At 43.6% G+C, this 20,887-nt stretch carries 15 protein-coding genes; 14 read left to right on the top strand and 1 reads right to left on the bottom strand.

Features of this window, described 5'->3' with window-relative positions:
- The first annotated feature begins 2 nt into the window (after positions 1–2).
- Genes BUQ87_RS03080 through BUQ87_RS03065 form a run of 4 tightly spaced genes read left to right on the top strand, consistent with a single transcriptional unit; the run spans position 3 to position 6,866 of the window.
- Positions 3–1,157, top strand: a complete 1,155-nt coding sequence (locus tag BUQ87_RS03080) for a TIGR02678 family protein (protein WP_038264827.1) — start codon at positions 3–5, stop codon at positions 1,155–1,157.
- Positions 1,144–5,259 carry a TIGR02680 family protein gene (locus tag BUQ87_RS03075; protein WP_077216543.1) on the top strand — a complete coding sequence of 1,372 codons (4,116 nt, stop codon included), beginning with the start codon at positions 1,144–1,146 and terminating at the stop codon, positions 5,257–5,259. Before BUQ87_RS03080 ends, BUQ87_RS03075 begins: the two co-directional genes overlap by 14 nt.
- Positions 5,246–6,598, top strand: a complete 1,353-nt coding sequence (locus BUQ87_RS03070) for a TIGR02679 family protein (protein WP_052636115.1) — start codon at positions 5,246–5,248, stop codon at positions 6,596–6,598. Before BUQ87_RS03075 ends, BUQ87_RS03070 begins: the two co-directional genes overlap by 14 nt.
- Positions 6,599–6,602: 4 nt before the next feature.
- A complete protein-coding gene (locus tag BUQ87_RS03065; RefSeq protein WP_038264830.1) occupies positions 6,603–6,866 on the top strand; it encodes a hypothetical protein in 264 nt (87 codons plus the stop codon).
- Between the two features lie 111 nt (positions 6,867–6,977).
- Here BUQ87_RS03065 and ychF read toward each other — a convergent pair whose 3' ends face one another.
- Entirely contained in the window at positions 6,978–8,072 is a 1,095-nt protein-coding gene (gene ychF, locus BUQ87_RS03060) for a redox-regulated ATPase YchF (protein ID WP_038264833.1), read from the bottom strand.
- A 345-nt stretch (positions 8,073–8,417) separates the two neighbouring features.
- Here ychF and yfmF point away from each other — a divergent pair, with 345 nt between their 5' ends.
- The 10 genes from yfmF (at position 8,418) to murD (ending at position 20,874) form a co-directional block, all read left to right on the top strand.
- Entirely contained in the window at positions 8,418–9,686 is a 1,269-nt protein-coding gene (gene yfmF / locus BUQ87_RS03055) for an EF-P 5-aminopentanol modification-associated protein YfmF (RefSeq protein WP_038264836.1), read from the top strand.
- A gap of 12 nt (positions 9,687–9,698) precedes the next feature.
- Positions 9,699–10,988, top strand: a complete 1,290-nt coding sequence (gene yfmH / locus BUQ87_RS03050; protein WP_038264839.1) for an EF-P 5-aminopentanol modification-associated protein YfmH — start codon at positions 9,699–9,701, stop codon at positions 10,986–10,988.
- A 151-nt stretch (positions 10,989–11,139) separates the two neighbouring features.
- Positions 11,140–11,877, top strand: coding sequence for a prolipoprotein diacylglyceryl transferase (gene lgt, locus BUQ87_RS03045; protein WP_038265480.1), 738 nt, complete (start codon positions 11,140–11,142; stop codon positions 11,875–11,877).
- A 165-nt stretch (positions 11,878–12,042) separates the two neighbouring features.
- A complete protein-coding gene (gene rsmH, locus BUQ87_RS03040) occupies positions 12,043–12,975 on the top strand; it encodes a 16S rRNA (cytosine(1402)-N(4))-methyltransferase RsmH (protein WP_038264842.1) in 933 nt (310 codons plus the stop codon).
- A 17-nt stretch (positions 12,976–12,992) separates the two neighbouring features.
- Positions 12,993–13,364, top strand: a complete 372-nt coding sequence (locus BUQ87_RS03035; RefSeq protein WP_038264844.1) for a septum formation initiator family protein — start codon at positions 12,993–12,995, stop codon at positions 13,362–13,364.
- A 22-nt stretch (positions 13,365–13,386) separates the two neighbouring features.
- Entirely contained in the window at positions 13,387–15,570 is a 2,184-nt protein-coding gene (locus BUQ87_RS03030; protein ID WP_038264847.1) for a penicillin-binding transpeptidase domain-containing protein, read from the top strand.
- A 107-nt stretch (positions 15,571–15,677) separates the two neighbouring features.
- Positions 15,678–17,132 carry a UDP-N-acetylmuramoyl-L-alanyl-D-glutamate--2,6-diaminopimelate ligase gene (locus tag BUQ87_RS03025; protein WP_038264851.1) on the top strand — a complete coding sequence of 485 codons (1,455 nt, stop codon included), beginning with the start codon at positions 15,678–15,680 and terminating at the stop codon, positions 17,130–17,132.
- Between the two features lies 1 nt (position 17,133).
- Positions 17,134–18,513, top strand: a complete 1,380-nt coding sequence (locus BUQ87_RS03020; RefSeq protein WP_038264853.1) for a UDP-N-acetylmuramoyl-tripeptide--D-alanyl-D-alanine ligase — start codon at positions 17,134–17,136, stop codon at positions 18,511–18,513.
- The gene (gene mraY, locus BUQ87_RS03015) at positions 18,513–19,478 is read left to right on the top strand and encodes a phospho-N-acetylmuramoyl-pentapeptide-transferase (RefSeq protein WP_038264856.1); all 966 of its coding nucleotides are present in this window, start codon (positions 18,513–18,515) and stop codon (positions 19,476–19,478) included. The genes BUQ87_RS03020 and mraY overlap by 1 nt, the downstream gene beginning before the upstream one ends.
- A 46-nt stretch (positions 19,479–19,524) precedes the next feature.
- On the top strand, positions 19,525–20,874 hold the full coding sequence (gene murD / locus BUQ87_RS03010) for a UDP-N-acetylmuramoyl-L-alanine--D-glutamate ligase (RefSeq protein ID WP_038264859.1): 1,350 nt from the start codon (positions 19,525–19,527) through the stop codon (positions 20,872–20,874).
- Positions 20,875–20,887: the final 13 nt, after the last annotated feature.

Here is a 20,887-nt window from a genome sequence, read left to right as displayed (position 1 = left end):
CTATGAAGATAGTTGACATGATGCTTGAAAACTACTGGATACTCAAGGAAGACGACAAGGACGCATACTATTACGCCAAGGACAATGTCTCCAAGGTAAGGGAGTTTTTCTCAGAAAAGCTCGGATATCAGGTGATAGTGAATCCAACCCTCATAAAGCTTGAAAAGCTTCCCGGAGCTTTGGAGTGCTGGATGGGCATAGACGGATTTGAAGACTGCATGGAGTATGCGTTTCTTTGCATGCTCCTTATGTTTCTTGAGGACAAGCCCGGCGGGGAGCAGTTTCTCCTTTCGCAGCTCACGGAATACATTGAGGGTGTTTTCACGGGAGACGGAAAGGTCGACTGGACGCTGTACCGCCACAGGAGGTTTATTATAAAGGTCATAAAGTTTGCGCTCGAAATGGGGATGATACGGCTCAATGACGGAAGCGAATCAGACTTTGCGTCCGACGGAGCCGCCGAGGCGCTGTATGAAAACACCGGCATATCGGTATATTTCATGAGGCAGTTCACGGGGAATTTCATGTCATACGGCGGAATTGAAGACATAATGGGCGACGAGTGGAGCCATATGGATACGGAGCGGGGCAGGATAAGAAGAAACAGGGTGTACAGAAGACTGGTAATGTCGCCGGCGGTATACAGCGAAGGTGGAGACGATTCCGACTACGAATACATCAAAAACTTCAAGGGAGTTGTGCAGTCGGACATCGAGGACAGGCTTTCAGCCCAGCTGCATGTGCATAAAAACGCGGCATTCGTAGTGCTACCCCAAAACAAGGGCTACAGGGGAGTCTTTCCGCAAAACAGCGCACTGAGCGATATTGCCCTTCAGATGAATCTGATCATAAGGGAGCATGTAAATGAAGGAGTTCTCAAGGTATCAAACGACGATGTGATCAGGGTTTCGCAGTATGAGTTCAAGGGGATTGTCGAAAAGCTCAAGAGAAGGTTTGTGAAGGGATGGAGCAAGGAGTACAGGGACATGGGATTTGAAAAACTGTATGGCAGTATAGTTGAATACATGAAGAGTTTTTCAATGATAAGACTGGAAGAGTATACGGGAGATGTCCACATAATGCCAATTTGCGGCAAGATAGAGGGAAATTATCCTGAAGATTTTGAAAAGGCGGCAGGTGAAAATGATGGCAAATAACGGCGAAAAAAACAGGTGGAGCATAAACCGGGCTGGACTTGTGAATTTTTGGTGCTACGATGACGAGGCGTTTGAATTCGAGGATGGAAACATTCTGCTAAGGGGCGCCAACGGTTCGGGAAAATCGGTCACAATGCAAAGTTTTGTGCCACTTCTTCTCGACGGGAACAAAAGCCCCGAAAGGCTTGACCCTTTCGGATCTAGGGCCAGAAAGATTGAAAACTACCTTATAGGCGAGAATGACTCGTCGAAGCAGGAGAGCACAGGGTATTTGTATATGGAGTTCAAAAAGAAGGAGAGCAAAAACTTCATCACCATAGGAATGGGGCTTCACGCCAAGAGGGGAAAGGCCCTGTCCTCTTGGGGGTTCATAATAAACGATGGAAGAAGAATCGGAAAGGATTTTGAACTTGTCAAAAAGTCAGGAGGGAGGATACCCCTTACAAAAAGAGAGCTTAAAAACAGGATAGCCGAGGGCGGCCAAGTTTTCGAGAGCCAGAAGGATTACATGGACGGGGTCAACAGGCATCTTTTCGGATTCGACAGCATAGAAGACTACGACGAGCTGATAAAGCTTCTCATACAGATAAGGACCCCGAAGCTGTCTAAGGAGTTCAAGCCCACTGTAATATACGACATAATGAACAATTCACTTCAGCCCCTTTCGGACGAGGATTTAAGGCCTATGTCGGAGGCCATTGAAAACATGGACAGCATAAAGGGCAAGCTTGAAGAGTTGAAGCTCAACAGGAAGGCGGCCCAGAAGCTAAAAAGGGCTTATGACCAGTACAACATATATGTGGCGCTCGAAAAGGCCAAGGATTTTGCAAAAAGCAAGAGCGAGCTTGAAAGGCTGAAAGAGGAGACTTCAGAACTTGAAAGACAAAGACATGGGCTTTTGGATGTGGCGGAATTCGAAAAAAGGAATCTGGAGAGCCTCGAGCTGAAAAGAGAGACCCTTGAAGCAAAAAAAAGGGAGCTCGAAAAGCATGATAGCTATGAGCTAAGGGAAAGGGCCTCGAGGCTCGAGATGGATATGAAAAGGCTTGAGGATGAAAAGGGGTCGAAGGAAAAGCTTCTCGACGAGAAAAAATCGAAGAGAATAGTCATGGACGGCGAAGTCAGAGAAATAAAGGCGAGAGGGGAGTCTTTCAAAAGTGACATTTCAAGAAGGCTTTTGGAAATGGATGGTATTGCGCGGGAGTTTGACTTTGACGAGCACAGTTTCATGAAAGGCGAAATTGAAAAGGCATTTGAAGAGGAGTATGATTTTTCATTTGTTGAAAACCAGCTCAAGGTACAGTGCCAAAAGATACACGACGCGAAAATTGCTCTTCAGCAGCAGGCGGGTGACATCAGGGAGTACGACAGGCTTTTGGAGAAATTCGCCAGGATATCAGGGGAACAGGAGCAAAAAGAGAAAAAGCTCGACGAGTGCGCGCTTCTCTTTTCGGAGGTGAAGGGGGAGTTTGTGGATAATGCGCATTCGTGGGAGAAAGGCAACACATATATCAAGATTCCAGATGCGGTTATGGGTGAAATTGCGCAAATGGCACAGGGCTACGGTGAGAAATTCTCATACAATGAAATATTTGAATGCATGAGGGGTGCATATGAGGATGTAAGAATTCACGAGTCAAGGGAAAGGGAATCAGCTTTGGCGAGGCTTGACGGAATTAGGGAGGACATTGGAGAAAAAAACGGGCAGATCGAAAGCTGGAAGCAGATGAAAGAACCGCAAATGCCGCTTGGAGATGAGGTCAGGGAGAATATAAGAAGGCTCAAAGAACTTGAAATCCCTCACATTCCGCTTTACAGGGCGATTGATTTCGAAGAAGGGCTTGCAGAGCGTGATATGGGAATTATAGAAGAGGCGCTTGAGAGCATGGGGCTTTTGGACGCCCTTATAATACCGGACGAATACAAAGTGGAGGCCTTGGCAGTACAGGAGGGAATGGCGGGCAAGTATGTCTTCTCAAGCCAGAGCCATGCGTTTAAGAGCAGGGACAAAAGGATAAAGGCGGATGAGAGCCTGGGGGGCATAATTCCATCTGAAATTGTGGACGGGCTCATAGGAAGTATAATGGACGGAAATGAAGAATCCATATCATTTGTGGATGAATCGGGACGCTATGGAATAGGCCCTGCAGAGGGTGTTGTTTCGAAACGGGTAAATGCGAGGTATATAGGGGCTTCTGCAAGGGAGCGGTTCAGGAAGGAAAACATAAAAAGGCTTGAGTCGGAAAGGGATGTACTCGAGCTTTTGGAAAAAGAGGCGTCATTGGACATAGCACGAAGGGACGAGATTTTAAAGTCAATTGAAAATGAAAAGGATTCATTTCCGGGTGGAGCTGACATGGATGTTGCTCACAAGGCGATTATAGCGGCGAGCATAGAGCTTGAGGTTGCACAGGCGGCTTATGAAAAGGCTCAGGCAGAAGAGCAGGACGCTATGAAGAGGCTGCAAAAATCCAAAAAAGAAGTCTATGAAAAAACAAGGAACATCCAAATTCCCGTAAACCTCGACAGTTACGAGGAGGCTGTTCAGTCGGCAAGGGAATACGAGAGCGAACTTTCAAAGGTCGAAGTCCTGCACTCAAAATTCATGGGAGCAGTTTACGACATTTCGAGGGTTTCGAATCAGATTGAGGATATAGGAGTCGATATAGACAACCTGGCGTATGACTTTGGGGAGATTGAGAGAAAGCTGAAATGGTGCCGTGAAAATATCAAAAGCCTCAAAGAGCAGCTGGAGCTTTCGGGTTTTGAGGATGTTCAAAAAGAGATAGCCCAGTGCATAAAGGAGCTTTCGAACATACCCGAGCGCATAAAGGATTCTGTTGGGAAAAGGGCCAGGGCAGAGGAGGGCGCAAAGGGGATAGGCGAAAAGATAGATGCAAACACAGGGGATATCGTATTCGCACAGGCTTTGTGCGGCATACATGAAAAGGGCTTTGCAAGCGAGATCAACCTTGGATATGTGGGTGAGAGCTTATCCGAAGACGGCCTGTTTGAAAGAGCAGTGAGTATGATAAAAAGGCTTGAGGGTGAAATATTGTCTCAAAGGGGCATGAACGAGCACATCAAAAACATACAGGAGAAATACCATGACGTCAAGCAGTACATGGCGGAATATGCGCTGAAAATAGACAATATTTTCACGCCGGAAAACGAGTATGAGGACGAAAGGCTCCAAAAGGCAGAAAAGGCCCAGGAAAGACTCGAAATACAGGGAATGGTAGGGGGCCGGTATATAGGGTTTTATGACGTTGTAAAACACATAGACTACCAGATAGAGGAAAACGACAAGCTTTTCAAGGACAGCGACAGGCACATATTCGAGGACATACTCGCAAAGAACATAAGCAGGAAGATAAGGGCCAAGATATACCACAGCGAAAGCTGGGTCAAAAAGATGAACTCTCTCATGCAGTCCATGAACACATCGAGCGGGCTTTCATTCAGTCTGGCATGGAAGAGCAGGGGGGCGCAGGACGAAGAGCAGATGGACTCGTCCGATCTTGTGGAAATACTCAAAAAGGACGGCGGGCTTCTTTTGGACTCGGAGCTCGAAAGGCTTTCGATGCACTTCAGGTCCAAGATAGACCAGGTCAGAAGGAGCATCGAGGAAAGCGGACAGCACCAGACATTCCACTCCATAATGAAGGAGGTTCTTGACTACAGGAAGTGGTTCGAGTTCAGGCTCTACTACAAAAAGACTAATGAAAACAGGAGAGAGCTTACAAACAACGCTTTTTACAGGTTCAGCGGCGGTGAAAAGGCCATGGCCATGTATGTGCCGCTCTTTTCGGCGGTATATGCGAAGTACAAGGGGGCGAGAAACGACTGCCCGAGGATAATATCTCTTGACGAGGCTTTTGCTGGAGTCGACGAGAACAACATAAGGGACATGTTCAGGCTTTTGGGGGAACTCGAGCTCGAATTCATAATAAACTCCCAGGTTCTCTGGGGAGACTATGACACAGTGGATGCACTTGCCATATGCGAGCTTTTAAGGCCTGACAATGCGGATTTTGTTACAGTTCTAAGGTACAGGTGGAACGGGATTCAAAGGGAGATTGTTGACAATGAAATGCAGTAAGTCTGATGACTCATACAACGGCCTTGTCCAAAAGGCCGCGGGATACTTCAAAAGCAGCAAGGGGTTCGACAGGCTGTTTGAAAAGATGAAAGATAAATACAGGAGCATGGGAAGGATAGGAGGCAGTGTTAAGCTTTTGGACCTTAGCGAGGAGGAGAAGGAATCCCTCACTGGCCTTTTGGGAAAAAACTGCTACAAGCCCAGAATAAGTATCAAGCTGGAAAAGGTCCAAAGCGCCCTTGAAAATACTCCTTTTTCAGGAGTCTCACTTGTGGATTTGATATGCGAATATTTTGAAGAGGACGTACTGACAAGGGAAGCTGAAAAACTTATGCATGAGCGCCAAAAGGATGAATTTTTCGAAGAGATCATTGAAAGCTTCGCAGGGTCTTCCTCCTGTGAATGGCTTGTCAAGGCGCTCAGCAACGGCGATGCCGGACGCAGGACAATAGTGAAAAGGTATAATGCCGACAGGGTCGCTTTGAGGCATGATATACAAAAGGTGATGCATGCGCTGAGCAACCTCCCTGAAAGACTAGGGAAAAAACAGCGGCTTGCGATATTTGCATCTGAATGGGGTGACGGCCCGCATGACTTCGACAGGGGAGGTGAATGCGACAAGCTGTTTATGCATGCATTGTCGGACATATACGGCGAGAAAATCCCCCAAAATGCAGAAGAAAGGGCGTACCTTCTCTACGGGGCTGGAATAGTGATTGATGAGGTTTCAAACTTTACTATCTGCAGCGGCATTGTCGGATATATTGGAGAGGAGGAACATGAAGGCTGGATGGGGTTTTGTCAAAGAGGTGAGCCCCTTCAGGTCTCGGTATCCAACCTTGGGAATGTAGACAGTGTGGAATGCAGATTCGACAGGGTGTTTGTGGTCGAAAACCCTGCAGTATTCAGCGAGATACTTGAATGCTCAAACATAAAGAGTCCGCCCCTTGTGTGTACATTCGGGCAGGTGAAGCTTGCATCATTAATACTTCTCGATATGCTGTCTGCCCAAGGAACCCAGATATGGTATTCAGGCGATTTTGATCCCGAAGGCCTTCAAATAGCAATGAAACTTAAGGAAAGATACGGCAAGGGGTTTGTATTTTGGAGATATGCATCTTGTGACTACGAGAAGGCTGTTTCAAGCATATTTATTGACCCCGCAAGAATGAAAAAGCTAGGCGGATTTGAAAATACGGAGCTTGAAGATATAGCAAAAGCCATAGAAAAAAAGGGATTTGCAGGGTACCAGGAAAATATAGTGAAAGAGCTAATATGTGATGTGGATGGCCTGGCTGAGGGGAATTGCAATTATGCTGGAAATTTAGAATGGAGATGAAGGAATGAGCGAAGAAGAAGTTTTTGAAAGGTTCAAGAGGGCTGTAAGATTCAAAAGATACGGATTCATAAGCTTCATTTTGAGCACTATTCCTGCAGTATTTCTCGAAGGCGCACTGAGATTTGCGCTGTTCATTCTAATTTTTGGAATGGGAATCTATTTCGACATGCAGTTCAAGTGTCCTGCATGCGAGAAAAGGTTCGACAGCAGAATTCGAAATGACGACTTGAAATACTGCAATAGCTGTTCAAGCAGGCTTCAAAGATGAAATACATATCATATTCGATTGCAGCATATGAAATTTGTTTTTCCATGAAAAAACAGCTGCATGACTTTTAACAAAGTCTGCAGCTGATATATATTGAATTTATAAATTGTATTACACGTTGAATCTAAACAGCATTACATCTCCGTCGTTTACGATGTATTCCTTGCCTTCTACTCTGACAAGGCCCTTGTCCTTTGCAGCATTCATGCTTCCCTCTCTTGAGATGTCATCAAAAGCTACAACCTCGGCTCTTATGAAACCTCTTTCGAAGTCAGTGTGTATTCTTCCTGCCGCCTGTGGAGCCTTGCTTCCCATCTTTACAGTCCAAGCCCTTGTCTCCTTTGGTCCAGCAGTAAGGAAGCTTATAAGACCAAGAAGTGAGTATCCAGCCTTTATAAGCTTGTCAAGACCTGACTCGGCAAGTCCAAGATCCTCAAGGAAAGCCTTCTTCTCGTCTTCTTCAAGCTCTGATATCTCGGCCTCTATCTGCGCGCATACCACAACTACTTCCGCATCTTCAGTTTTTGCATATTCTCTTACAACTGCCACGTTTTCGTTGTTTTCGCCGTCATCTGCAAGATCATCCTCAGATACGTTTGCAGCGTATATAACAGGCTTGAAAGTAAGCAGGTTAAGTGACTTTACAATTTCAGCCTCGTCGTCTGAAAGATCCATTGTTCTTGCACATTTGTCACTTTCAAGAGTATCTTTTATCCTGTTTAGAAGTTCAAGCTCAGAAACAAGCGATTTGTCGCTCTTTGAAAGCTTTTGAGTTTTTTGGATTCTTTTTTCTATCATATCAAGGTCAGAGAATATAAGCTCAAGGTTTATAGTTTCTATGTCTCTTAGAGGTCCTATGCATCCGTCAACGTGTACAACGTTAGGGTCCTCGAAACATCTTACAACGTGAACTATGGATTCGACTTCCCTTATGTGAGAAAGGAACTTGTTTCCAAGACCTTCACCCTTGCTGGCTCCCTTTACAAGTCCTGCTATGTCGCAAAACTCTATTGCAGTTGGAAGAATCTTTTCAGATCCGTATATTCCGGCAAGAACATCAAGTCTCTTGTCTGGAACTGAAACGACACCTATGTTCGGGTCTATTGTACAAAATGGATAGTTTGCAGATTCGGCACCTGCCTGTGTTATTGCATTAAAAAGTGTACTCTTACCTACGTTAGGTAGTCCTACTATACCTAATTTCATTAAATATCTTCCTTTCATATGTTTATTATAAAAGCTTTGGCTTCTTATTCAATATTTTTCCAAAAATATATCTCATGCAGAAATATTATACTCTATATGGAACATATATTCAACATAATGTGACATTATAAGAAGTTTTTGAAGCTAATAGGTTAAGAATTTTATTCCTACATTTGTAGGTGTTATAATTTTGTAGAGGGATAAAACTTGCGTAAGATGCTTGGATGCTCATCCCACCACATTGCAACAACATTTGCAATTATATGAGTCTGGTTTGCATAAAAATGGTATAATACGTATGTATGAATCAGTTCAATAATAATATTATAAAGGGAGGTATGCCATTTGGAAGGCTTTGAAAAGATAGAGATAAAAAAAGGTGTCAATCTTATATATGTTGAAAACAATAAGTTTAAGACTAATCTTGTAAGTGTTTACATAAAAAGGCCACTTGTTAGGGAAGAGGCCACTAAAAACGCACTTCTTCCGTATGTACTTAAAAGCGGAAGCAAGGGGTATGAAAATCAGGTTGAAATATCAAGGATGCTCGACGAACTGTACGGCTCAAAGCTTGTTGCAAGCGTAGGCAAAAAGGGAGAAAGACAGATAATGAGCTTTAAGCTCGTTATGACCAATGACAAGTTCATAGATGAGGACATATTTGAAAAGGGAATGGACTTTTTAAAGGATATAATTTTCAATCCGCTTATGCAAGATGGAGGCTTCAAGCCGGAGTATTTCGACATAGAAGCCCAAAACCTTAGAGATGCAATAAGGGGAAGGATAAATGACAAGGCAAGCTATGCAGTCGAAAGATGTATAGAGGAAATGTGCAGTGGTGAAAACTACAGCATACACGAGGACGGATATGAGGATGATATTGACCTTATAGATAGAAATAGCCTTTACGAGCACTATGAAAATATAATAAGCACATCACCCATAGACGTACTTGTGGTTGGAGATATTGAAAGGGACAGGGTAATAAGCAGCATAAAGAGTCTCTTTGACGTGAATATCGCCAATGACAGGGAGATAGTCGAAATACCCAAGGAGGAAGTATACAAGATTCCCGAAAAGAAGAAGGAAATTACAGAACACTTCGACGTCACCCAGGGCAAGATGTGCATAGGATTTAGGACGAACATACACTTTACGGACAAGGAGTACTATCCGCTTGCGCTATATTCAAGCATACTAGGTGGGGGAGCGCACTCTAAAATGTTCCTAAATATAAGGGAGAAGGAAAGCCTTTGCTACTATATATATTCGAGCATAGAAAAGTACAAGGCGCTTATGTTTATTTCCTCGGGAATAGAAGTTGAAAACTATGAAAAGGCTCTAAAGCTTATAGAAAAGGAAATGACAGACATGAAAAAGGGCAGGATAAGCGACGAAGAGATGGAAAACAGCAAAAATGCCATAGTAAATTCGCTAAGGTCCATGACGGACAGCATAGGGGCGCTTTCAGAGTTTTACTATGGACAGCTTGTGAGCGGTATTTTCGAGACTCCGGAGCAGATGATACAAAAGATAAAGGCCGTTACAAAGGAAGAGGTTTCTGAGGCTTCTAAGAAAATAAAAATGGATACGGTCTATTTTTTAAGAGACTAGGGGGTGTGGGATTTGAAAAAAATGACAAACGATATATTAAAGGAAGAACTTTACTACGAAAAGCTTGAAAACGGGCTTGAAATTTTCTATATGCCAAAAAAAGGATTTACGAAGCAGTACGCGGTATTTTCGACAAACTACGGGTCAAACGACCTTGAATTCATACCGCTTGGAAAGAGTGAAAAGCTAAGTGTCAATGAGGGGATCGCACATTTTCTTGAGCACAAGATGTTCGAGCAGCCCGACGGAGGTAATGCCTTTGACAGGTTTGCACAGCTTGGGGTAAGCGCAAATGCATACACCAATTTTACTATGACTTCATACCTTTTCACGGCCACTGCAAACTTTTATGAGGCTCTTGAGCACCTCATAGAATATGTACAGTCGCCTCATTTTACAGACGAGAACGTAGAAAAGGAAAAAGGGATAATTGCCCAGGAAATAAAAATGTATGACGATAATGCCGACTGGAAGGTGTATTTCAATACTCTTAAGGCAATGTACGTCGAGCATCCAAATAAAATAGACATAGCGGGAACTGTCGAGAGCATATACAAGATAACAAAAGAGGAGCTTTACGACTGTTACAATACATTCTACAGCCCTCAGAATATGGCCTTGTTTGTTGTGGGGGATCTTGACTGGGGCAACATAGTTGACGTTGTGAAAAGATCTTCAAAAGACCAGGACAAGAGCCTTGCAGATAGGGAGATAGAAAGATTCCAGCCAGAGGAGCCTTCAAACATAAGCGTTGAGGAAATGGTCGAGAGCCTTTCGGTTTCAATGCCGATGTTCAACATAGGGTTCAAGGAGACCGAGGTTGGCGATTTTGGGAAAACCCTTCTTAAAAAAGAGCTTGCAACAGATATACTAATAGACATGATATTCAAAAAGGGAAGCGAGTTTTATGACGAGCTGTATTCAAATGGTATTATAAACGAAAATTTTTCGGCGTCATACACTCTTTTGCCTGACTACGGATATACAGTTGCCGGCGGAGAGTCAAAAGACCCTTACAAGGTCAGAGAAAAGATGTTTGAGTACATTGAAAAGTACAAGAAGGAAGGCCTTGACCGTGAAAAATTCGAGAGGATAAAGAAAAAGCACATAGGAGCTTTCATAAAATACTTCGATTCGCTTGAATTTATCGCAAACAATTTCATATCATACCATTTCAAGGGAATAAACCTCCTTGAATATATGGATGTATTAAAGGGAATAGAGTTCGAAAGCGTTCAAAAAAGGCTGTTTGACCATTTCAACAGGGAAAATAGCGTAATATCAATAATACATCCCAAATAAATTGACTTTGGGATTGTCTACAATTATAATGAAGTATGAAAAAGCTAGGCTTTTGCCTGGCTTTTTTATAGGCTGTAAAAGAGATTGGATTTAAAAATATAAAACTGAATTTTATTGTAAAGCATTTATGTGTGCTGGAGGTGTAAGTATGATAGATCCTGTTGCATTCAGGATATTTGGAATAGACATAAGGTGGTATGGCATACTCATGGCATCGGGAATACTGATTGGAATGGTTTTGGCGCTCAGAGAGGCCAAAAGGCAGGGGATTGAAGAAAACACAATGCTTGACCTTTTCCTTGTGGCGATACCATCAGCCATAGTTGGTGCAAGAGCCTACTATGTCATATTTAACTGGAGCTATTACAGCGGGGATTTTCTAAAGATGATCAACACTAGGCTTGGAGGAATGGCCATACACGGAGGAGTCATAGGGGGCGTTTTGGCAGGATATATATTCTGCAGGGTCAAAAAGCTCAGCTTTCCAAAACTTGTGGACATTACGGCTCCCAGCCTCATACTCGGCCAAGCCATAGGAAGATGGGGGAATTTCATAAACCAGGAGGCACATGGGGGGCCGACTGATTTGCCGTGGGGAATAATGGTGGACGGCATGAAGGTTCACCCGACATTTCTTTATGAATCGATATGGAACTTAGGTGTGTTTGCACTTCTTCTTTTTATGAGGAGAAAAAAGAGATACGAAGGTCAGGTTATGGTGGTGTACATGATGGCCTATTCTCTGGGGCGTTTTTGGATAGAAGGCCTTAGGACTGACAGCCTGATGCTCGGACCGCTTAGAATGGCACAGGTGATAAGCATAGTTCTTATAGGTATTGCCATAATTATAAATATGATAATGACAAAGAAGAACACAAATGCCGCATAGAGCCGTGAGCTGAGCTATGCGGCTTTGCCATGAAAAAGAATTCAAGTTATAATGAAATAAGCATATAAATCAGAATAATGACTAGTAATATCGTACTATGACAAGGTTGTATGTTGACGTTGTATAATAGAGGATATATGAAAATAAGAGTGGGGAGAGATGGAATTGGAATTTAATCACGTTTCGGTACTTTTGGACGAATGTATACAGGGGCTTGACATAAAGCCAGATGGAATATATGTTGATGGAACGCTGGGCGGGGCGGGACATTCCACGGAAATAGCAAAGAGGCTTAAAGCCGGGCTGCTGGTAGGGTTTGACCAGGACATAAACGCAATAAACACTGCAAAGGAGAGGCTAAAGCCTTATGGAGACAGGATAAGGCTCGTGCGCAGTAATTTTGAAAACATAAAGTCGGAGATTGAAAAGCTTGGAATAGAAAAGATAGACGGCTTGCTTTTGGACCTTGGGGTTTCATCTCACCAGCTTGACGAGGCTGAAAGAGGGTTTTCGTACATGCAGGATGCGCCTCTTGACATGAGAATGGACAACAGGGTGAAAACAGGAGCCAGGGAAGTCGTAAACGAGTACTCCAAAGAGGAGCTTGAGAGGATAATAAGAGAATACGGAGAGGAAAATTGGGCGGCAAGGATAGCGCAGTTCATAGTGGAGGCAAGAGAGGAAAAGGATATAGAGACGACTCTTGAGCTTGTGGACATAATAAAAAGAGCTATTCCAAAAAAGGCGAGAATCGACGGGCCTCATCCTGCAAAGAGGACTTTCCAGGCCATAAGGATAGAGGTCAACAGAGAACTTGATGTAATAGAAAAGACAATAAGGGATGCCGCATCAATTATGAACAAGGGAGGAAGGATATGCATAATAACATTCCATTCCCTTGAAGACAGAATAGTAAAAAATGCATTCAAAGAGCTTGCCAAAAGCTGTGTATGTCCGCCAGAGCTTCCAATGTGCATGTGCGACAAGAAAAGCGAAGTGAAGATAATAACAAGAAAGCCAATACTTCCAAGCGAGGAGGAAATAGAGGTAAACCCAAGGTCTAGAAGTGCAAAGCTAAGGATTGCGCAAAAAAAATAATCCGAAAGGGTGATTTTATGGCTAAGAGGTCGAATGTTACAAATATCGAAAAATACAGAAAAGCGGCGAAAAAATCCTCGGATGCGATGGGGCCAAGGGCTAAAAACGCAAGGGCAAAAAAACGCTCCTCAAGGCTGAAGACAGGGGCTACAATATTCTTTATAGTATCGATATTTATGCTTATGAGCAGGTATTCGGCAATATCAAAGCTCAATTACGAGGCACATTCGCTGAATAAGGAACTGGATGACAATATAAACAGGAAGAAAGAGCTTTATTATGAGCTTGAAATGAAGACTAATAGTGCTAAAATAGAAAAGGAAGCAAGGGAAAAACTCGGGATGGACTATCCTAAAGACGAGCAGATTGTGTATATAAATGTGCACTAGAGCTAATTGGGAGGAATAGGAATTGGCTGAGGTTAACATAAGGAATAAAAGAAGACTTTTTGTACTTCAAAGCTTTGTGCTGCTTGTATTTCTCGGGCTCATAATGAGGCTCGGATACCTACAAATAGTAAGGGGAGACTGGCTGACAGAAAAAGCTCTTACACAGCAGGTAAGAGACATACCGATAGAAGCCAAGAGAGGCACTATATATGATAGAAACGGCAAGGAAATGGCCATAAGCATAGCCAAGTACACTGTATGGGCAAAACCATCAAGCATAGCGGAAAAGGAAAAAACTTCGGATACCATAGCGCAGATACTTCAGCTTGAAAAGCCTCAGGTACTTTCTGATATAAGTAGGGACACAAACGGGCTTGTGAGGATTGCAAGATGGATAGACGAGGAGCCTGCAAAAAAAATTCAAAAGGAATGCATAAAGGGCGTGTGGATAGTCAAAGATAACAAGAGGTATTATCCATATGGCAATTTTGCTTCCTATGTAGTAGGTCATGTATCGTCTGACAATTCCGGGCAGGCCGGCGTGGAACTTGAATATGACAAGGAACTTAGAGGGCTTCCGGGAAGAATGATAAGTGTAACCGACGCCTCGGGAAGGGACATACCTTATGAAAACGGAAAATACAACGAATCAAAAGACGGAGCAGGGCTAATACTTACAATAGACGAGGTTGTGCAGCACCACCTTGAAAAGGCGCTCGACAAAGGGCTTGTTGAAAATAATGCAAAAAGCGTCATGGGAATAGTAATGGATCCAAGTACTGGGGAGATACTAGCCATGGGATCAAAGCCGGACTACAATCCCAATGATCCGAGAACGCCAATATACCCAAGGTTCCAGCAGGAATTTGCGGGATATGACAGCGAGCAAAAAGTCAAGGGATGGTTTGAAATGTGGAAAAACCCTCTTGTAAACGCCACATATGAACCAGGATCAACGTTCAAGCCGGTGACGGTCAGCGCGGCGCTTGAAGAGGGACTCACCTATGAAGGCGAGAAGTTTTACTGCAACGGCTATGCGGAAGTTGGGGGCCGCAAGATAAAATGCCACGTATACCCGAGAGGACATGGGGAGGAAACACTAGCACAGGCGGTCCAAAACTCATGCAACCCTGTAATGATAGAACTTGGGCGAAGGCTTGAAAGAAAAAAACTGTACGAGTACATAAAGGCCTTCGGTCTTATGTCTAAAACGGGCATAGACCTTCCGGGAGAACAGGTGGGGATGTACCATAGAGAGGAAAATGTCGGCCCTGTGGAACTTGCAACCATATCGTTCGGCCAGGCGAACTCTGTAACTCCGATACAGCTTATAACTGCAATAAGCGCAATAGCAAACGACGGTGTTATGATGAAGCCTCATGTCGTAAAGGCGTATGTGGATTCAAAGGGGAACATAACAGACAGAGTCCAGCCGGAGCAGGTCAGAAAGGTTATATCAAAGGAAACAGCAAGGACCATGAGAAGGATAATGGAGTCAGTGGTATCTGAAGGCGGTGGAAACAGAGCGTTCATACCAGGCTACCATGTCGCTGGAAAGACTGGTACTGCCCAAAAGGTAATAAACGGTGGATATGCAGGCGGATACTACTACGCGTCTTTTGTGGGAATGGCTCCATCTGAGAGGCCCGACTTAGTAACGCTCATAGTCATAGATGAGCCGAACGGCCAGTCTAAGTACGGCGGGGTTGTAGCTGCCCCTATAGCAAAGGAAGTAATGTACGATACGCTCAGATATCTAAATGTCAAGCCCAACTATTATGTGGGCGAGGGCAGCAGTTTGATTATTGACGAGGCGATTATACCGGATGTTAGAAATGTAACTCTTGGCAAAGCAAGGCAAATACTTGCAGGGAGCCTTTTGAATCCTGTGATAGAGCCGGCCAACACAGAGTTTACAGATGAGGCGATTGTAATGGATATGTTCCCTAGTCCGGATACAAAGATTCCGGCGGGTTCAAGCGTTATGCTTTATATGAAATTGGATGTCAAGAGCCAGGGTGCGCAGGCTGGCCAGAATGTTACGGTTCCGGACGTAGCGGGCAAGACTCTAAAGGAAGCGGGTAATATACTGCAGGGAATAGGACTCAAGCTAAAGGCTACGGGAAGCGGAACAGCAGTGAGCCAGCAGCCGGCACAGGGAAGCGCAGTTCCGCCAGGAAGCGTAGTGAGCGTCGAATTCAATTAAAACTTGAAAAGGGACGACATGGCTGTAAAATAAGAACAATCCGCAGACACCATATGTTCGCGTTTTGAAGCAGTTTACTTCACGATAATTGCAAATGGAGGTAGCACATGAAGCTTAGAGAGATTTTATACGGAATTGATGTTTTGGATTTTAGAGGGGACATGGATACTGATATAGAGGGAATATGTTACGATTCAAGAAAAGCATCTGAAGGCGATGTTTTCATATGCATAAAGGGTTTCAGCTCTAATGGGCATGAATATGCATCAAAGGCATATGAAAAGGGATGCAGGGTATTCTTGGTGCAAGAGGACATAGAAGTTGAGGGCGCAACAGTAGTAAAAGTTGAAAACACTAGAAGAGAAATGGCAAAAGCCGCATCCAACTTCTATAACAACCCTTCAAAGGGCATCCAGCTTACAGGGGTTACTGGAACAAACGGAAAGACTACAATAACATATCTTGTGAAGTCATCTCTTGAAAGCATGGGAAGGGACAGCGGAATAGTGGGAACCATAAAAACTTATACCGGAAAACGAGACATTGAATCCGAGAGGACAACACCTGAAAGCCTTGAACTTCAGCAGTATTTCCATGAGATGGTCGGAAATGGCATAGACAGCTGTGTTATGGAGGTTTCATCCCATTCTCTGGAGCTTGACAGGGTGGACGGATGCGATTTCAAGTACGGCATATTCACGAACCTCACTCCCGAGCACATGGACTTTCATGGTGACATTGAAAGCTACATGAACGCCAAGGAAAAGCTATTTCACATGACTTCTAAAGCCAACATAATAAACATAGATGACGAGTGGGGAAGAAGGATATATGAAAATGTAAAATGCGCCAAGGCCAAGAGGATAAGCTATGCAATAAGGGAACAGGCAGACATAATGGCAAAGGGCGTGAAGATTTCTTCGGAAGGCGTGAAATATACAATGGTCACGCCGGATTACAAGATAGACATAGAGCTTTCGATTCCTGGAGAATTCAGCGTGTACAATTCGCTTGCAGCGGCAGCTCTCCTTTATGCAACGGAAGTGCCAAAGGAGCAGATTCAAAGGAGCATAAGCCTTTGCAAAGGCGTTCCGGGAAGATTTGAGAGCATAAGCGGCAAGGAGGGAGAAACCGTAATAGTCGACTATGCCCATACCCCAGATGCCCTTGAAAACATACTTAGGACTGCAGGTTCATTTGCGAAGGGAAGAATAATAACCGTATTTGGATGTGGTGGAGACAGGGACACTACAAAGAGGCCCGTAATGGGAGGGATAAGCCAAAAATACAGCGATGTCAGCATAGTGACTTCGGACAATCCAAGAACTGAAGACCCGGATGCAATAATAAATGACGTGCTCGGCGGGATGGATACGCAGAACCAGAACTACCAGGTGGAAAAAGACCGCAATATTGCCATAAAAAATGCAGTTTCAATGGCGAAAGAGGGAGACGTAGTGGTGATAGCAGGCAAGGGGCATGAGACTTACCAGATAATCGGAAGCGAAAAGATACATTTTGATGACAGGGAAATCGCCAGAAAATACCTGGAGGTAAAATAGAATGGAAAACGTACGGATAGTGGATATACTTGAATGGACAAGAGGGAAACTTTATTCGGGGAATGCCATGGACAAAGTGGCCGGAATATGTATCGACTCAAGAGTCGCAAAGCCTTCCCAGACATATGTGGCCATAAAGGGCGAACGGTTCGATGGACATTCGTTTATAGAAGACGTATTTGAAAAGGGTGCAAGAAGCTTCATAAAGGAAGCTAGAGTCGAAGTAAACAGGAGAATAAGGGATTTGAGCAGCATAGTGGAGGTTGAAGACACTACGGCGGCACTTGCAGACATAGCAAGAGGATACAAAAGCCTTTTTGACGTCAAATGCGTCGGCATAACGGGCAGCTGCGGAAAGACAAGCACAAAGACAATGGTTTACAATGTGCTTTCAAAGAAGTACAAAACCCACAGAAACAAGGGGAATTTCAACAATCATATAGGCCTTCCGCTTACAATGTTTGAACTTGACAAAAGTCATGAGGCGGCAATTTTCGAGATGGGAATGTCAAATCTTGGAGAGATAGATCTGCTTGCATCCATAGCAAGGCCTCAAATTGCAATAATAACGAATATAGGATATTCTCACATAGAAAACCTAGGGTCAAGGGAGAACATACTAAAGGCCAAGATGGAAGTGACTAATTTCCTCGACGATGATTCTATTCTCATAGTTAATGGAGACGACGAGCTTTTAAAAGGAATAGACCCAAATGGCGGATACAGGATTGTGAAATTTGGATTTGAGGGCCACAATGACATCATATGCACAGGTTATGACCAGGATGAATACGGCATCAGATTCAAAGTGCTCATACATGGAAGTGAAACCGAGTTTTATGTGCCGTCAAGGGGCAGACACAACATATATAATGCCCTTGCGGCGATTTGTACAGGCATTGAAGCCGATATTGATATTAAGGATATAGTATCGGGAGTGGCTCTTTTTGAGAATGAGAAAATGAGATTGGATATTATAGAAAAAAGCTTTATAATAATTAATGATGCTTATAATGCAAATCCCGATTCCATGAAATCGGCACTGGACTTTATGACATCCTATGAGGGCCGGAGGAAGATATGTGTATTTGGCGACATGCTCGAAATGGGAAGCTATGCCAGGGAAGGCCATGAGATGGTGGGAAAGCATGCATCAGACAAGGTAGATATAATGATAACTGTTGGAAAGGACTCCAAGTATATTTTGGACGAAGCTTTGAAAAACGGTTTGAACTGCGGAAGGCATTTTGAAAGCAGAGATGATGCGTCAAAATATATAAAAGCGATAGTAAAGCCAAAAGATGTTGTGCTTGTAAAGGGCTCGAGGGGGATGAAAATGGAAGAAATAGTAATCTCGCTTGAAGAGAGGAGCAGTATTTAATGTTTAATTATCACATGGTTTTAATTCCAGCGGTGGTTGCGCTTGCAGCTACTTTGATATCGGGTCCAATGCTAATACCTGTATTAAAAAGGCTTAAATTCGGTCAAACGATAAGGGATGAGGGGCCAAAGACCCATCTTGTGAAAAACGGAACTCCTACAATGGGTGGGATAATACTTGTAATAGGCATAATTGTGGCTTCGCTTTTAAGTGGAAAGGTAGACGGCAATATGCTCGTTGCGCTTTTTTCCATAATAGGATTCGGGCTTGTAGGATTTGTGGATGACTACATAAAGGTGGTACTGAAAAGGTCTTTGGGGCTTAGAGCTTATCAAAAACTTATAGGGCAGTTTGTGTTTGCGTTTTTAATAGTACTTTACCAGTATAAGACTTCTGACTATGGAAGTTCTATTTTAGTACCATTTACAGACGGATACTATTTTGACATGGGAATGCTCTATATTCCATTTACAGTGCTTGTAGTTGTGGCCACTGTAAACAGTGTAAACCTTACAGACGGGCTTGACGGGCTGGCGTCAGGGGTTACCCTCATAGTGTCTGTATTCTTTGTGATCACGGCTTCGATGCTGGGGTATGAGTCAATAGCAATAGTTTGCAGTGCCGTGTTTGGAGCATGCCTTGGTTTTTTAAGGTTCAACATATATCCTGCGAAGGTATTCATGGGAGATACGGGGTCTATGGCTCTTGGAGGAGCTGTTGCTGCAGCGGCTGTGATAATGAATGCGTCGCTTATGATCCCCATAGTGGGCGGCATATATTTTGCGGAGTCGCTTTCGGTTATAATACAGGTTACATCATTTAAACTTACGGGAAAAAGGGTTTTTAAAATGAGCCCCATCCACCATCACTTTGAACTTGTGGGATGGCACGAGACCAAGGTTGTTGGCGTGTTTTGGGCGACGAGTCTTGTATTGGGAGCAGTTGCACTTATTGCATTTATTTAAGTATTTAAAAAACGTATTCAGATAAAATATGGAAGGGTGGATAAAAATGAAATTGGAAGGCAAGAGGGTTCTTTTGATAGGCCTTGCAAAAACCGGAATATCTACAATAAAGTTTTTAAGCAGCAAAGGTGCTAAGATAACTGTAAACGACATCAAAAGCAAAGAGCAGGTAGAAGATATACTGGAAGAGCTCGCGGAGCTGGATGTCGAATACATACTCGGAAGCCACCCAGATAAAATTGAAGGGATAGAACTTGTGGTAATGTCTCCGGGAGTACCTGCAGACATACCGATAGTGGAGAGCCTCAGGTCAAAAGGCACTGAAGTAATAAGTGAGATAGAACTTGCATACAGGTTTTCGAGAGCTCCATTTGTTGGAATAACGGGAACGAATGGAAAAACAACCACTACAAGTCTTGTTGGAGAGATGTTCAAACTGTCAAAACACAAGACATTTGTAGTTGGAAACATAGGAAGACCTGCAATAGAGGTTGTTGATTCGGCAGATGAATCTTCTGTGCTTGTAACTGAGCTGAGCAGTTTTCAGCTTGAAAGCATAGTGGATTTTCGTCCGAAGGTAAGTGCGGTGCTCAACATAACTCCGGACCACCTCAATAGACACAAGACTATGGAAAACTATATAGATGCAAAGGCGAATATATTTAAAAACCAAAGAGATGGCGACTATACAGTGCTTAATTACGACTGCCCTGAAACTAGAAAGCTTTCAGGATTTTGCAAGTCCAAAGTCGTATTTTTCAGCAGGAATGAGAAGATTGACTGCGGAGTATATGTTGACAGCGGAGAGATAGTATCTGAAATAGAAGGAGCGCCAAACAAGCTTGCATGCATTGAAGATATAAGGATACCAGGAGCGCACAACCTTGAGAATGTACTTGCTGCAGTTGCAGTGGCACTGTGCATGGGAATGGATGAGAGTCTCATAGTAAAGGCCCTTAAAAATTTTGAAGGTGTCGAGCACAGGCTTGAATTTGTAAGGACTGTAGGCGGAGTGGACTATGTGAATGATTCAAAGGGGACGAACCCAGACGCTTCTATAAAGGCAGTTGAAGCCTATGACAGGCCGCTTGTGCTAATAGCCGGCGGCATGGACAAGGGAAGTGAATTTGATGAATTCATATTGAGTTTTGAAGGCAAGGTGAAAGAGCTTGTGCTTCTTGGAGAAACTGCTCAGAAAATAAGAAAAACAGCAAATGAAAAAGGCTTTAATAACTGTCATGATGTCAATAACATGCACGAAGCCGTTGAAAAGGCCAGCTCACTTGCTAAAAAAGGTGACATAGTGCTGCTTTCACCTGCATGTGCAAGCTGGGACATGTATCCGAGCTATGAAATCAGGGGAATGGATTTCAAACAAGAGGTTGGAAAGCTTTAGTTTTTTGAGGAGG

The organism is Peptoclostridium litorale DSM 5388 (assembly GCF_900141635.1).
Taxonomy (GTDB): Bacteria; Bacillota; Clostridia; order Peptostreptococcales; family Peptostreptococcaceae; genus Peptoclostridium; species Peptoclostridium litorale.
This window is presented reverse-complemented; position numbering and strand designations above follow the sequence as displayed.

Coding starts and splice junctions, on each gene's coding strand:
- BUQ87_RS03070 (WP_052636115.1), top strand. CDS start 5,246: ATGAAATGCAGTAAGTCTGATGACTCATACAACGGCCTTGTCCAAAAG.
- ychF (WP_038264833.1), bottom strand. CDS start 8,072: ATGAAATTAGGTATAGTAGGACTACCTAACGTAGGTAAGAGTACACTT.
- BUQ87_RS03035 (WP_038264844.1), top strand. CDS start 12,993: ATGGCTAAGAGGTCGAATGTTACAAATATCGAAAAATACAGAAAAGCG.
- BUQ87_RS03075 (WP_077216543.1), top strand. CDS start 1,144: ATGATGGCAAATAACGGCGAAAAAAACAGGTGGAGCATAAACCGGGCT.
- BUQ87_RS03080 (WP_038264827.1), top strand. CDS start 3: ATGAAGATAGTTGACATGATGCTTGAAAACTACTGGATACTCAAGGAA.
- BUQ87_RS03065 (WP_038264830.1), top strand. CDS start 6,603: ATGAGCGAAGAAGAAGTTTTTGAAAGGTTCAAGAGGGCTGTAAGATTC.
- BUQ87_RS03020 (WP_038264853.1), top strand. CDS start 17,134: ATGGAAAACGTACGGATAGTGGATATACTTGAATGGACAAGAGGGAAA.
- BUQ87_RS03025 (WP_038264851.1), top strand. CDS start 15,678: ATGAAGCTTAGAGAGATTTTATACGGAATTGATGTTTTGGATTTTAGA.
- murD (WP_038264859.1), top strand. CDS start 19,525: ATGAAATTGGAAGGCAAGAGGGTTCTTTTGATAGGCCTTGCAAAAACC.
- mraY (WP_038264856.1), top strand. CDS start 18,513: ATGTTTAATTATCACATGGTTTTAATTCCAGCGGTGGTTGCGCTTGCA.